The sequence below is a fragment of the Bacillus sp. FSL H8-0545 genome (genome assembly GCF_038006105.1).
GTDB lineage: Bacteria > Bacillota > Bacilli > Bacillales > Bacillaceae_G > Bacillus_A > Bacillus_A cereus_U.
Genome location: NZ_JBBOUO010000001.1, coordinates 2,548,380 through 2,562,675 on the forward strand (window position 1 = coordinate 2,548,380; position 14,296 = coordinate 2,562,675).

A 14,296-nucleotide genomic window follows, 5' to 3' on the forward strand; every position below is an offset into this window, starting at 1 on the left:
TATTACTTTTAAATTATATACGTAAAACAAGAATGAAGAAAGGGAAAGTACTTTATATTGTATGCACTCTTCCTCAAAACTTGAACTGCTAAGAAAAATGATTTTGATTTATCCTCTTTCCACTAGTTATTGAGCTATATATAATGAGAATATTAATACTTTTCCAAAGGGGGTTACTTATGAGTATACAACTAGCTACTTCTAAAGATTTAGAATGGATTAATAATCAATACGAATCAATAGGATTTGTACCAAGTGATTTAAAACGGGATAAAGTTGCGATTATTACATACAACGGCGAGTTTGCAGGTGTAGGTCGTTTAGTTCAAATTGATGAAGATACTATTGAAATGGGTGGTATTTTCATACTTCCTAAATTTAGAGGCTTACAATTAGCCGGAGAACTCGTTTTATTTTTAGTACAAACAGCGAAGGAATTACATATTCAAAATGTATTTTGTCTCCCTTTCGAGGAATTAAAAAACTTTTATAAAAAATACGGTTTTACTGAAGTCGATACTACGCAAGAGGTTGTCCATCCAATTATTCTAAAAAAATATAATTGGTGTTTAAAAACTTATGATAAAGATGTATTACTTTTTAAGTTGTGAGTTTTCTATAATTAAAGGGGATACACATTGTATTACACCTCATGTTTTAACAAAGATTTATCCGTTTCATCTATCTTAATAACTAGTATTTTCAATCGATCCATCAGTTATAGTTCACATCTTTTCCCACGCCTTATTAGCTAGCTCGTTTGCAAACTTGCTAGCACTATTTTTAAATTTCTCTATTACATACTCCTGAAGAAATTTTTAGCTAATCGATGGAGATATGATTATTTATGTAATCCGCACACGAACTTCCTGTTCTTGCAATAATTGAATAGTCAATTCCAATACAATATTTTGCATTAACTGATAGAGCTTATCATGAGATGTACTTTGTTCTGAAATAAATTCAATACATTGAAATATATAGCCCTCTACAAATAAGCTCCCTTTTTCAATTATAGATGGATTATGTCCTTTCTTTATTATTTTTGGCAATAAGAATTCTTTTTTGGTCAAAATAATTTCCTGTGATACCTCTTTTATTCCTATAACTTTTTCTTTAAATACCACCTTTTCTTGTAAGCTAATTTCACCTTTATATCTCCCTATTTCTATTGGTAGTTTCCCAGTTATATAATTATTTACGTCTGCTTCATCTTCCTTCTCTAATATTATACCGTGGATAGGAATCCACGAAGATGTGCCTATCCAATTCTCTTCCATATTCCCTTTTACTTTTTGATTAGAAAATTCTAAAAGCACTCTCTTTTCATGAAGATTTGAAGAAACTAAATTACAATTAACTTCTCCATGATAATGTTGCACTGTAGTTAATAACTTAGCATCCAGTTCACGACCCCTAGCATCTTTTTCATTACGAAATACAAATGCTTCTTGTTTTTTTACATTAATATTAGGAAATTTTATAAAACTAGTCACATCCGAAATAATAGAAAATGGAGTTTTCACTATTATTGAACGCACTGAAGTCACTATTTTTGATCCTGAATCTATACTTTCTTTCTTTGATTCATTTGTTACTTCTTCTTTTGCTGGTTCAGTCTCTTTACTTTCTTTCTCTAATTCAATTGTTTTATCTTCTTTTTTTGACTCTGTCTCTTTACTTTCTTTCTCTAATTTAATTGCTTTATCTTCTTTTTTTGACTCTGCTTCTTTACTTTCTTTCTCTGATTTAATTGCTTCTTCTTCTTTTTTTGATTCAGTTTCTTCGCTTTCTTTCTCTAATTCAATTGCTTTATCTTCTTTTTTTGACTCTGTCTCTTTACTTTCTTTCTCTAATTCAATTGCTATACCTTCAGTCTCTGATTTTGTTTCTTCACTTTCTTTCTCTAATTCAATTGCCTCTTCTTTTTTTGATTTTGTTTCTTCACTTTCTTTCTCTAATTCAATTGCTTCTTCTTCTTTTTTTGACTCTGTTTCTTCACTTTCTTTCTCTAATTCAATTGCTTCTTCTTCTTTTTTTGACTCTGTTTCTTTCCTTTCTTTCTCTGATTTTATTGCTGTATCTTCTTTTTTTGATTCTGTTTCTTCACTGTTCTTCTTTTCTCTTATTTTGCTTGAATCATCTTGACCATTCAGCATTTTCCCTTTATAAACTTTGTTCCATATTCCCTTACCAATCCATGGCTTATTCATCACCATCCCCCCATCCGATGAAATTCATAAAAATATGTTTTTTGTACGCGACCATTTCATCATTATATATGTTTTATAATAATAAAAAAGACATTGTCTTTTTAGTTCTATACTCGTACTTGTTGTACTTGTAAAACTTTTAAAGTAAGGTCTAGTACAATTTTTTCACGAAGAGTATCAAATGGTTCATTTAAGTCTGTTGGACAAGGGGAAAAGTCTAATTCGAAAAATTGAGCACTGACTAATTCGCAATATGGTTGTTCGTTATAAAAAACTGTATTTTCGAAGAAGTATTTGTCTAAACGTGGTATATCACCATTTTTAGGATTAATAAAGTGAGAAGTAGTATCTGAAGAAGCAGCTACTAAAGCTTGTGATAGAAAATCTGCTGCTGTTAAATCTGCAAAACCAGAAAATGGAACATTTGCAATACGGTCATATAGCACTCCTTTACACTCATCATTTGCATATTCAATATTTTTACGAATATATCCTTGTACAAATAATTTTGCTCTTGTAACTCGGCGGTAATTTGTACCTTCTACTGGAGTAAATGCTACAGGAACTAACTTACATTGTGTTAAAAATGCATTTTTTAAAATACGTTTAATTTCAACTGCTGGAGGATCTAAATAGATATCGGACTCTACAACAATTTGAATTGTTCTTTCTGCTAATACAACTGGTATTTTTACAATCGGTGCTTCTGGAGTAAGAATTGGTGTTGCAGCTGCATCACTTAATGGTGTTTGAGTTTGTCCATCTACCTGACATGGTACATTAATTGGGCATTGTTCGCTCATATTTTATAAGCTCCTTTATACAATATTTTGGAGTTTTTAACTCTCTATACTGTATATGTATCTATTCTATTAATGCGTGGGTTCCTATAATAGTTACTTTCATCATTTACAAAAAAATAGAAATTTTATTGTTAGTTAAACACTCATAACTAAATATATTGAGCCTTTATATGTATCTACCTATATAAAAAGAGAATTTCTGAACCCTCATCGTGGAAGTAGGAACTGATGTGTTAATTATATTCAATAGTAAAATCAATATTGGTATCACTCTACTGTTGAAAAAAATAAAAACCGACTAAAAAAAGTCGGTTTTTATACCCAAATTTTTGCAAAATCCCTTCATCCTTATCATTAATATCATTGTTTTATTCTCAAATTTTTCACTAGAATTTATCAACTCTTCTTAGGAAACCAATCTTGTCGTCATTCTTTTCCCTTAATTTCATTTATTAACATCTCTTTTAATGCCTTTTTATCTTTGGTTAGTTTAGTTTTTGTTTGCAATTATAAAAAATAAGACTACTAAACGTTAATTTACTAGTCTTATGACCTTTTACAATCCGTACACGCTCCCGTTCATTCACCTATTGTTTACAAAATAAGTATCATACGCCTTATCAAAAACATATCCTAATTTTTCAGCTAGTTTAGCAGAAGTGCTATTGGCTGCATCCCAGTTTGGATATTTCCCATTTTCTAAACAATCCAATATTAACGCTGCACTAACTACAGTTGCCAATCCCTTTTTTCTATGCTTCGGGTCAGTAGCAACTTCAATTTCAATACCATCATCATAAATACTATATGATGATGCACCACATACAACTTCTCCATTATACAAAATACAATAACCTATACCTCGATTTACATAATCATCTATTGAAAGGAATTGGCTTATAAAATCTTCAGAAACCTTGTGTAATGATGGGTTATTCGCGATATGCTCATCTATCTTTCTTAATTCATACCCTTTTGGAAGTGCCGATATAAAAGATTGTAATTTTGTATGATTAAACAATTCTGGATTCCGTTTGAATTTATACCGTAAAAACTTATCTATTTTTATTTCGTGGAATGTTTCTAAACGCTTTTTCCATTCATCACTATTTACGATTACCAAAATTCTTTCAGGGATGTTACGTAATAACTCTTCTGTCTCTTTCGCATTTGGATCCCCAGCGTAAAATGTGAAAATTCCTACCGTAATCTGTGCTACTGTCGGGTTTTCAAGATTGTTCACCCAAGCGATGCCCATATGTCCTTGTAAATAAGAAAGTAGAACAACATTATTAAAATCCTCGAACATAGAAACTAATTTTTTTCTTGTATGTATATTTGCTTCATATATCATTTACATTCCCGCTTTCTTTAAAATCAACTAGGCTCAACATTTTCATGAGTTAACTTTTATTAGTATTTTTATACACACTTATTTATTATCTAAGTAAATGTCTATGAAACTCAACCTTCAAATATCAAATAATTATAAATTATACGTAAATGCAAATTTATTATAACATCTAATTCTATTGAAATGATTTTCCTATAAAAAAATGCTACATACTTATCTACTCATTAATTTAGAATTAATATTCCTACTTTCTGCAAACTTTACTCAGTTTCAGTAAAAATTTAAAGAATTAGAGCGATGGGATCCAAGATACATTTAATCGATTAATATATTTTATGTAACAACTCTCATACATAGCATAGTATAGTGTATGAGAATTAATTGAAATAGATACGTTATACCTCCTTCTTAGAAGTATAAGATTCCGTCTCACCATTTATATATAGTTTAGTTAACTTAATAATTGAATTGTACATCATACTACTGTCGTTAATAATCTCTTTTTTCATCTCTTCTATTTCGACATTACCTGTTCCACTCTCTATTTTTAAACAGTTCGTTATATTGAGGTATCCCCTTGATGCGAAAAGAATGATAAACGTAATATCAGGGAAATTAATAAATAGTAATCCGAATTTCAAAGGATTCCCAGCTGTATCCGATAAGATTAATCGAAAATCTAACAGTTCAGGTACCGAAACGAAATCTTTAGAAACAACCGCTTCACCTACTATAGTAATTTGCTTTACTACATTCCCAAGCTCATCTACAAATTCAACACATCTAGGTGGATTAATCGTTTTTGCTTGTAAAGATAAATTTAAGTCAGGATTATTAAAATCAAAAAAAAGTGTACTTCCCTCAGTTAAGCATTGTGGACAAACATTTCCAAGTAAACTGAATTCCTCTTCAATAAATTTAACTTTCGTTTTACAACTACAAACTTTCCCTATGCGAATCGCATCAATTCTTGAACAATCTACAAATATTACCTCACTGTCTTCTTGTGCAAACGACACTATACCTTTTATCTCATTAAATGAAATAAAATAGGATACAACTATTTCGTTTCCGTCTATTACGATACTCTCAACTCTAGAATAAGGATTTAAACTTTTCAAAAATTCACATATACTATTTTGACAACATTGACAATCACGTTTCGGCTCACAATCCACTGATTCTCCATTCCTTTCCTATATGTTTTACCTAATAAATATAATATGAAAGGCATGTAAGAAAAGCTTGGACAATATAACTCTAATATTAGTCTAGATAAGTATACAGACATATGCCTGTCAAATTAAGAAACTAATCGTTCCTCAAATAAGTAATAAAATATACTTTTCACTATAAATGCATATAACAATTTCATCTTTCAACAAAAAAGCGTTATAATAAAGTGAAACTTCTATTAGCGGGGAGCTTTATCTCCTACTAATGGTTAGCCCTCACCAATCGGGCTCTTACGGGCAGTTATCTCCCACCGTCCTCATCATTTGCTTCTTCATCTTGAGGTGGGAGTCTACTGCCCGTTATTGCGGGATGAATTGCAGCCTCTAAGATTACGTTATAAAGGAGATTAAAACAATGACTAAAATTAAAGTATATCAAGTAAAAGAAGAAAATATGGAAGCAGTAAAAAACATTATTGATGTTGAGGAACAAAATCCAACTGCTGAAAACCTACAAAATCTATACGCATGTGTATTAGATACTGAAGATATGGCATTGCCTGAATCATACATTGAAGAAGATATCTTAATTGATTCTATGGAAGTTATGGTTAACGCTTCTCAAAGCAAGCTAAGAGACTTAGGTACATATGATGTAATCGAAGTTCAAAACAAAGGTAAGAAAACACACATTTTATTATTAGCAGACGAAGAATACGAAATTATCGAAGGCTAATTCGACTCCGTACATAAGAAAAAGCTCCTTTCAAAATTGAAAGGAGCTTTTTCTTTACGCTTTTGATGTTTCACTTTTCACCTTGTTTTGTTCTTTCTTATATACCATGCGCTCATTTCCCATAAAGAAAATGAATACGAACGCTAAACTTGCTGGGACTAACGCCCACATAAATGTCTGAACGATTGAACTAGAAAGAGCTTCAATAATTTTATCTAATATTTGCGGCGGAATTTGAGATCTTGCCGATTCTGATAGAATAGCTCTTGAATCTCCTAAAGCGTTTGTATTCATTCCCCCGCTCATACCTTTAAACGCTTCTTCTAATTGATCCTGGAAACCAGTTCTTTGAATCATTCCGAAGATTGTAATACCAAGTGTCATACCTAATGAACGAATGAAGTTACTCGTTGAAGTCGCAGAACCGCGTTGCTCCATACCGAAGTTATGAATAGCAGCCATACTTAGTACAGAGAATGAGAAACCAACTCCAAAGCCGATAATAACCATATAAATTGTTAATAATATACGACTTGTTTCTGGCGTTAATGTACTTAATAAGAATAATCCGATTAGCATAATTACAGCAGAAATAATCATAATGTTTCGGTAGCTAAGTTTCGATGTTAAAAATCCACCTAACTGTGCTGTAACTACTGATCCTAACATCATTGGTAATAACAATAATCCTGAGTTTGTTGCCGTACCACCGTATACACCTTGAATAAATAACGGAATGTACACAGTTGCTGACATAAATGCCGCCCCGTAACATAAGGCAATAATTGTACTCATTCCGAATAGACGTTGTTTAAACATCTCAAATGAAATGATTGGTTCTTCTACTTTTCGTTCAATAACAATAAAAGCAATTACTAAAATAGCGAACCCAGCAAATAAACTTAAAATAAAGCTAGAATCCCAATCATACTTTTGTCCGCCTAATTCTAAGGCGAACATTAAACAAATTACTGCACCAACTAAAGTAATTGCGCCAAACCAATCAATCTTTTGTTCTCTATGAACTCGTGACTCTTTATAAAATAATGTAATAAAAATAAGTGCTAAAATTCCAAGTGGTAAGTTAATATAAAACACCCAGTGCCAGCTAATATAATCCGTAATATATGCGCCCAGTAGTGGCCCAAAAATACTTGATAAACCAAATACTGCTCCGAATAAACCACCCATTTTCCCGCGCTTTTCTGGAGGGAAAATATCAAAAACGATAGTAAATGCGATCGGCACTAGTGCCCCACCGCCAATACCTTGAATGGCACGATAAATGCCTAACTGTGTAATATTTTCAGCAGTACCACAAAGTGCCGAACCAATCATAAAGACGATTAAACCGAAAATAAAGAATCTCTTTCTACCATACATATCTGATAGTTTACCGAAAATCGGCATACCTGCCATTTCTGCGACCATATAGGCAGAAACGACCCATACAAAGTTTTCAAGGCCTCCTAAGTCACCAACAATCGTTCCCATCGCTGTTACGACAATGGTATTATCCATTGATGCCATTAAGATACCTAGCAATAAACCGGTAACAACGAAGCCGAGTTTATTATTCTTCTCAACCATATTTCTTGCTCTCCCTCATACTACTTATATTTGTTTGTTTTCTTTTACGACTGAATTCCCTTTTTGGTTAAAACTAGTATGATATTCTACAACACTAATTTCACAGCCAGGGCCAATCATAACATGATTTCCTCTTACTACGTCTGCTATTGTATGTTCTAAATAAATATCATCCCCCTCAATAATTGATGTTTGAAGGCTTCCTGCATGACTTGTAAAAGGAATAAATCTCGCTTTTTTACGTACTGTAATCTTTTTCCCACCGATTTCTCTCACTTTACTTCCTTCATAACGAAGTGAGATTTCAATATTTTCAGCATTAAGCAAACCATCACTTTCAAGACCACCAGTTAGTAATAATTCCTCTACTTCTATATCTCCCTTCACATTTAAAGCGCCTTTCACATCTACGAAATCACCGGATAGCTTCCCTTTAAATTCTATCATACCTCTAACTTTTGTTTTATTAATTTGTCCGTCACCTTGTACTTGGGCATTGCCATATACTTTTACATATTCCGCCTCCATATTCCCCTGTACTTCACTATCTCCATACACGACATAATTTTTCGCTTTCATATTGCCACGTACTTCACTCGTACCATACGTTTTAAAATCATTACAACTCATATGATTAGAGATTGTTCCTTCGCCGCGAATCTTCACTTTATTATAATCTCCACCTGCCGAGCTACCTGATCCATTTACAGTAAGACTATGTTGATTTTCCATATCGATTGCTCCCTTCCTTTAAACCTGCTTAATTTCTTTCACACTTGCATTTTTATCAACATTAAGTACACCTGTATATTCAATAAGATCAATCTCACAGTTCGGTCCTACTGTAACATTGTTTCCTCTTACCGTTTTAATGTGAGCATAATCAATATCGATATTGTCACCTTCTAACAATTCAGCCTCTAACTGCAGGCCAAATACTGTTTTAAAAAGTTTACTAAAAGTACTCAATCTATGTCTTACTTTAATTGTTTGACCGCCAATTTCTTTCGCTCTACATGTACCGTGAATATTAATATTAATTTCATCTGCGCTTAATAAACCACCTACCGTAAACTGTCCCTCTGAAGAAAAAACATCAACCTCGCAATTACCATCAATCGTCGCTTGGCCATTGATTTTAAATTCTTCACCGGTGACATTTCCACCTATCGTACCTTTTCCTGCAATTTTTAAACTGTTCGCCTTTACATCTTGTGTAATTGTCGCTTTCCCATCGATTCGCATCATTTCTGCGCTAACTGTACCATCAACTTTACCCGATCCGCTAATTCTTGCATTACTACTTTTCAAATCACCAGTAACTGCACCGTAACCATTACATTCAAATTGCTCACATTCAACGTTTCCATTAACAGTTCCTTTTCCGTTTAGCTGTACTTTGTGAAACTCACCGCCATTCGATGTACCGTAACCGTTTATAATTAAATTTTCTGTACGCATGATTTCTCCTCCACTACAACAGTTTAGTTTTTAATGCTTCGGTATATTTCGTAATCGCTTCACGTAAAACAATTTTTGTTCCCTTTTCAAAAATTAAATCATCCACATTTGAAACTAAGAAACATGTAGAAATCCCTAACTTTCGAACGATAATTACGTCACAATTTTTATGCTTAATCGCTTCGTAATTTTCACTTAATACTTGTAAGACCATTTTCCCCTCTTCTAAACTAACGTCTCCTGATTGAAGAAGTTCTTCTAACATATACACGTAAAGAATATCTGCAAATTGAAACTCTGCCGTTTTATTCGTTTGTTCTATAAAAAATTGTAAGACTGGTTCTGATGCAATACCCTTACGTAACAAATCATCCTTTGTTAAAAGAATTTCTGTCACGCTCGGTGAAAACATATTTGCTAATTCATCAAGTGATAAATCCTCTTTCATCGTTTGGATTTTATTAATACGTTCTAATATCTTTTCTTTCGGAAAAAATGTTTCCTGGCCTGTGAACGTTGACTTCCGTACAAACCAATCTTCCGGTATTAAATTTTTTCTCTTCCACCTATATAACTGTCCGTATGAAATACCAGTTAGTTCTAATAAATCTTTTTTTGAAATTAAATCTGTACTCAACTGTATAACACTCCTTCCTGATAACAATGTAACATAACACTGTTACGCTGTAAACGGACTTTTATAATAAGTAGCGTAACAATGTGTAAAACAAACCTCCTTTTTATATGAAAAAAGGTTCTTGCGCATTTCATCAAAATGCATAAGAACCTTTATATATCAAGCTTTAAACCATATATCGTAATAATCAATCCAGCCTTGTGAATTAATCATTACATTTTGTATTTTTTCGTGTGAACTTACTCGCTGTTTATTACGATATAAAGGAATGATATGTATTTCACGTAACAGTGTGCCCTCAATATCGCGTAACAGTGTCACCCGTTTCTCTAATTGATTTTCTGTAAAATAAGGCTGCAATACTTCGTTAAAGTTTATATCGCTATGCTGATGAATAAAGCTGTTTTTTGTAAGAAACATATATAGTAAACTATCTTCTATCCGTTCGCTAATTGTCGCACTATCGTGCATTATATCAGCCTTTTGTATCGTACTCATTTGCAATAACTCTTCTTGTTCAAGAAACTCAATATCAATTTTAATTCCGTATTTTGCACATTCTTTTTGTATCCAATGCGCATCTTCAACGTGATCTTGCCCTGTAAATGTATATAATCGCAGTGTTTCATTACGGTAAGAGCTGCATTTAATAAGTGTATGTATATCCCTGTTAATTTGAATTGTACCGTTCTTTGTGAGTACTAATTCATCCGCTACTTCTCCGCGCTCTCCCTGTAATTCTTCAACAATTTTATTACCATGAATAATTTTATATAAAGCTCTACGAAACATCACATTTTGCATAGGTCCTTCTTTTGCAGTATTTAACGTAATGTAAGTTACATTCGACTCAAGTCTAGATACTTCTTTATGATGGTTTTCTATATTTTTATAACGTGCTTTCGCTAATATATCGCACGTATTAACTCTGTGCTCTACATTCCATAATTCAATTCGGTCGAGAAAAGGTCGCTCGCGAAAATATAAATCATTTGCTTCTAATACGAATACATCCTCATTCTTTTCACATAACCGAAACGGTCCAGTACCGATTAACTTCCCGTCTTCATCTTCATTTACAATCGAACACTGTTCTGTACTTAAAGCATGTAAAAACAACTTATTATCTGTAGATAAACGAATCTGCACAATATAGTCATCAAGAATATGTAAACTTTCAACGTGCTGTAACATCCAAGCATGTGGATTATTTTTCGCTTTCAAGAATCGTTTAAATGTCTGTTCAACATCATAAGCGGTTAGTTCTTTTTTATTATGAAATTGAACACCTTTTCGTAAGTAGAAGGTCCATATATATTTCTGGTCATCATATTCCCAATAAAACGCAAGTCTTGGCTCTACACTGTTTGTATTTCCGTCTACATACACTAATGTGTCGTATATATGTTTTACCATATGACATTCCGAACGCATCGTAGCGTATACAGGGTCTAATGCAATATCTAGATTCATTTGCACTTGCAAACGTAGCACATCTTTTCTTCCTTGAGACGTCCTCTCAACTTGATAACCGAATATCGAATCTATCCAAGTTTGAAATTGAGTTTGAAGCGATGGGAAATATGAGCTATACCTTTCAATAAATGCACTCCCGCTTTTTACATCCCCTTGTTTCGTTATTTCTTTTCCTCTTTCTAAAATTAAAGAAAGTGGATGTTTTTGAAATAACAACTTTGAACGATTCCCTCTCCCTCGGCCTGGAAACCACATAATCCAATTTAATTCTTCTAATTTTTTTATGATTAATTTACTATTTCGCTCTGTACAAAATAAAGTTTCAGATATATTTTGTATTGTTATTTCTAATCTTTCGTCCTCTGCTCTCCCTTTTCCATACTGGAGCCAAAGGTGCATATATTGCTCCAAAATAGTCATAAAACGCCCCCTAAAAGATGAAAAATCTTCCTCTTTCATTCTACCCTTTTTCATTTCTAGCTTCCATCTTATCATTTCAATATAGAAAGGAGGAAATAAAAATGAAGTATCTTTTAAAACGTTATAATAAGCCTATTCTCATTCGATTGTTCGGTGAATTGTTAGTCCGAACGACTGAAGCAATGTTAGCTATCATTTTTATTGTTCATGTTAATAAAGCTTTAAATGGTAATGTCATAGTTACAATGCTTCTTTTCGGATTACAGCCTCTCGCTGATATTGTGTTTACATTAATCGCTGGGGGTGTAACAGATAAATACGGCCGAAAGAAAATAATGTTACTCGGATTACTTTTACAAGCTTTTGCCGTAAGCGGATTCGTTTTTGCTGAATCGGTCGCCTTTTTCGCCTTATTGTATGTAGTAAATGGTATTGGCCGCTCTTTATATATTCCGGCACAGCGCGCACAAATCGCTGACTTAACGAAGGAAGAACAACAGGCAGAAATATTTGCTGTTCTGCATACTACTGGAGCGATTGGCTCTGTAATCGGACCAGTAATTGGTGCCTTTTTCTATACTAGTCACCCTGAATATTTATTTATTTTGCAAGGTGTAGCCCTTACGCTATATGCTATTCTCGTTTGGACGCAGCTTCCTGAAACCGTTCCACTTAGACAAAACGTTAATAAAACTAAAGAAGTATATCCGCCAAAACAATTTATTTCGAAACATTATGCTGTGTTTGGGCTAATGGTTTCTACGCTACCGATTAGTTTTTTCTACGCTCAAACCGAATCCAATTATCGTATATTCGCCGAAAGTGTATTTCCAGATTTTTTATTCATACTCGTGTTTATCTCAACTTGTAAAGCAGTCATGGAAGTGCTTCTTCAAATTTTCCTTGTGAAATGGTCAGAACGATTTTCTATGCCTAAAATCATTGTTATCTCCTATACTTGCTATACGTTAGCTGCGATTGGCTACGGTTATTCCACAACAATATGGTCATTATTCTTCACATTGCTCTTTTTAGTAATTGGGGAAAGTATCGCTTTGAATCACTTACTGCGATTCGTTTCACAAATGGCTCCAAGTCATAGTCGCGGATTATATTTTTCTATATACGGTATACATTGGGATATTTCAAGAACTTGCGGGCCTTTTGTAGGAGCATTGTTATTAAGCAAATTAAGCGGTAGTACTCTATTTTATATTTGTGCCTTCTTATTAATAATTGGCGGTATCATTCAATCTGTTTTTGTTCAGTCATTAGAGAGAACAAAAGCAAAAGAGCTGTCCCTATAGGAGCAGCTCTTTCATTTAACCCGCCATTTTATTAATACTATCCTCCGGTGAAAACACAGAAATATGATGTACTTTACCAGTTGAATTTGGAATAACGAATTTCAATTCAAACTGGTTATTTACTTTATAAACGTAGATTTTGTCATTACCATTTACTTTAATCGACGTCGGTTTTCCTAAAGCCTTTTCTATTTCTTGTAACGTAATCACCTTAAGTTCTGAATGGTAAGATTGCACGTCAAAAACTTGTGATCCTTTATTAAAGCCAAATGCAACATTTTTACTTGTAAAAGTCGCATACGTCCCGTTCCCTGCTTGATCAGTTTTATCTGCTTTTCCCCACGCTTTTTCTATTTCCTCGATATCACCTGTATGTGCTGCATATGGTACATTAGGTACTTTACCTTCTTTCGCTTGCTCAAATAAATCTTTTACATGGTTAATTGATTTTTGATTAAGCACTGTATTTTTCGAATTAGAATCTGCTGTAGGTTTTGCTGAATCTTGATCTTTTGGTTTTTCCATAGGTTCTTTCTCTGTTTTTGGAGCGGTGTCCTCATTCTTTTTACTGGTTTCTGACGTATCGCTCTTTTTTTCCGTACTATTTTCTGATGTTGAATTCGTTTGTTTCTTTTCCTCAGCGTTATTACACGCGGTTAAAACAGCTACACACGTTAAAGTTAGGAATAATATAAGCACTTTCATATATACTTTCATCATTTTCAGCCTCCCTCTTCAACATATTCACTTTTGCAACCATTCCATAACACTGTCCCTTAAATTATTTTTGGTCCATAAAGGAAGTACTTCGGTTTACGAAAGTTTTAAAAAGCTTGGAATTGTATTATTAATCCTCTTATTGATCTCCTTGTATACACTTTCTCACCTTAATTGTTATATCCTTCTTTTATTACTTGACATGCGCTGTCACAAAAGCTCATTTCAATTAATAAAACGACAGTTAGTGGTGTTGCAACTGAAACATAGCAGGAATAAACAGCCCCCGTAACGATTGAATTTCCACTCTCAACTTGTTTAACCTATAAGGCTTGAGGGAATGGCACTTGAAATAATATCTTAATAAAATTAAAAAAACTGCCCTATTAAAGGACAGCTTCAAATAT

General features: G+C 33.1%; 13 protein-coding genes. 3 read left to right on the forward strand and 10 right to left on the reverse strand.

The genetic code is table 11. From position 1 onward, the window contains the following. Positions 1–179: 179 nt before the first annotated feature. Positions 180–611, forward strand: a complete 432-nt coding sequence (locus MHI07_RS13350; RefSeq protein WP_340824303.1) for a GNAT family N-acetyltransferase — start codon at positions 180–182, stop codon at positions 609–611. Between the two features lie 234 nt (positions 612–845). Here the strand turns inward: MHI07_RS13350 and MHI07_RS13355 are convergent, their stop codons facing one another. The 4 genes from MHI07_RS13355 to MHI07_RS13370 all read right to left on the reverse strand — a co-directional run bounded on the left by MHI07_RS13355 (position 846) and on the right by MHI07_RS13370 (position 5,548). After that, entirely contained in the window at positions 846–2,213 is a 1,368-nt protein-coding gene (locus tag MHI07_RS13355) for a BC_2427 family protein (protein ID WP_340824305.1), read from the reverse strand. 107 nt (positions 2,214–2,320) lie between these two features. Further along, positions 2,321–3,016, reverse strand: coding sequence for a CsxC family protein (locus MHI07_RS13360; protein WP_340824307.1), 696 nt, complete (start codon positions 3,014–3,016; stop codon positions 2,321–2,323). 583 nt (positions 3,017–3,599) lie between these two features. Continuing rightward, positions 3,600–4,370, reverse strand: a complete 771-nt coding sequence (locus MHI07_RS13365; RefSeq protein WP_340824309.1) for a GNAT family N-acetyltransferase — start codon at positions 4,368–4,370, stop codon at positions 3,600–3,602. A gap of 395 nt (positions 4,371–4,765) precedes the next feature. Further along, entirely contained in the window at positions 4,766–5,548 is a 783-nt protein-coding gene (locus MHI07_RS13370; protein ID WP_215578782.1) for a BC_2878 family exosporium-associated protein, read from the reverse strand. Between the two features lie 412 nt (positions 5,549–5,960). On the opposite strand from MHI07_RS13370, the gene MHI07_RS13375 reads away from it, so the two are divergent. Then, complete coding sequence (locus MHI07_RS13375; RefSeq protein ID WP_002136820.1) at positions 5,961–6,281, forward strand: hypothetical protein; 321 nt, start codon at positions 5,961–5,963, stop codon at positions 6,279–6,281. 54 nt (positions 6,282–6,335) lie between these two features. Here MHI07_RS13375 and MHI07_RS13380 read toward each other — a convergent pair whose 3' ends face one another. From MHI07_RS13380 to MHI07_RS13400, 5 genes are all read right to left on the reverse strand, one after another. Next, positions 6,336–7,871, reverse strand: a complete 1,536-nt coding sequence (locus MHI07_RS13380; RefSeq protein ID WP_340824315.1) for an MDR family MFS transporter — start codon at positions 7,869–7,871, stop codon at positions 6,336–6,338. Positions 7,872–7,895: 24 nt separating this feature from the next. Beyond that, positions 7,896–8,603, reverse strand: a complete 708-nt coding sequence (locus tag MHI07_RS13385; protein ID WP_002161452.1) for a polymer-forming cytoskeletal protein — start codon at positions 8,601–8,603, stop codon at positions 7,896–7,898. Positions 8,604–8,621: 18 nt separating this feature from the next. Next, positions 8,622–9,332 carry a polymer-forming cytoskeletal protein gene (locus MHI07_RS13390; protein ID WP_002110399.1) on the reverse strand — a complete coding sequence of 237 codons (711 nt, stop codon included), beginning with the start codon at positions 9,330–9,332 and terminating at the stop codon, positions 8,622–8,624. 13 nt (positions 9,333–9,345) lie between these two features. After that, on the reverse strand, positions 9,346–9,969 hold the full coding sequence (locus tag MHI07_RS13395; RefSeq protein ID WP_215578784.1) for a YhbD family protein: 624 nt from the start codon (positions 9,967–9,969) through the stop codon (positions 9,346–9,348). Between the two features lie 159 nt (positions 9,970–10,128). Further along, positions 10,129–11,904, reverse strand: a complete 1,776-nt coding sequence (locus MHI07_RS13400; RefSeq protein ID WP_215578786.1) for an SgrR family transcriptional regulator — start codon at positions 11,902–11,904, stop codon at positions 10,129–10,131. 62 nt (positions 11,905–11,966) lie between these two features. Between MHI07_RS13400 and MHI07_RS13405 the strand changes: the two genes are divergently transcribed. Further along, complete coding sequence (locus MHI07_RS13405; protein WP_340824321.1) at positions 11,967–13,172, forward strand: MDR family MFS transporter; 1,206 nt, start codon at positions 11,967–11,969, stop codon at positions 13,170–13,172. Between the two features lie 15 nt (positions 13,173–13,187). Here the strand turns inward: MHI07_RS13405 and MHI07_RS13410 are convergent, their stop codons facing one another. Next, positions 13,188–13,892 carry a YjgB family protein gene (locus tag MHI07_RS13410; RefSeq protein ID WP_340824323.1) on the reverse strand — a complete coding sequence of 235 codons (705 nt, stop codon included), beginning with the start codon at positions 13,890–13,892 and terminating at the stop codon, positions 13,188–13,190. Between the last annotated feature and the right edge of the window lie 404 nt (positions 13,893–14,296).

What these genes read in the sequence shown, in the direction of transcription:
- MHI07_RS13350 (WP_340824303.1), top strand. Translation starts at nt 180, where the DNA reads ATGAGTATACAACTAGCTACTTCTAAAGATTTAGAATGGATTAATAAT.
- MHI07_RS13355 (WP_340824305.1), bottom strand. Translation starts at nt 2,213, where the DNA reads ATGAATAAGCCATGGATTGGTAAGGGAATATGGAACAAAGTTTATAAA.
- MHI07_RS13360 (WP_340824307.1), bottom strand. Translation starts at nt 3,016, where the DNA reads ATGAGCGAACAATGCCCAATTAATGTACCATGTCAGGTAGATGGACAA.
- MHI07_RS13365 (WP_340824309.1), bottom strand. Translation starts at nt 4,370, where the DNA reads ATGATATATGAAGCAAATATACATACAAGAAAAAAATTAGTTTCTATG.
- MHI07_RS13375 (WP_002136820.1), top strand. Translation starts at nt 5,961, where the DNA reads ATGACTAAAATTAAAGTATATCAAGTAAAAGAAGAAAATATGGAAGCA.
- MHI07_RS13380 (WP_340824315.1), bottom strand. Translation starts at nt 7,871, where the DNA reads ATGGTTGAGAAGAATAATAAACTCGGCTTCGTTGTTACCGGTTTATTG.
- MHI07_RS13385 (WP_002161452.1), bottom strand. Translation starts at nt 8,603, where the DNA reads ATGGAAAATCAACATAGTCTTACTGTAAATGGATCAGGTAGCTCGGCA.
- MHI07_RS13390 (WP_002110399.1), bottom strand. Translation starts at nt 9,332, where the DNA reads ATGCGTACAGAAAATTTAATTATAAACGGTTACGGTACATCGAATGGC.
- MHI07_RS13400 (WP_215578786.1), bottom strand. Translation starts at nt 11,904, where the DNA reads ATGAAAGAGGAAGATTTTTCATCTTTTAGGGGGCGTTTTATGACTATT.
- MHI07_RS13405 (WP_340824321.1), top strand. Translation starts at nt 11,967, where the DNA reads ATGAAGTATCTTTTAAAACGTTATAATAAGCCTATTCTCATTCGATTG.
- MHI07_RS13410 (WP_340824323.1), bottom strand. Translation starts at nt 13,892, where the DNA reads ATGATGAAAGTATATATGAAAGTGCTTATATTATTCCTAACTTTAACG.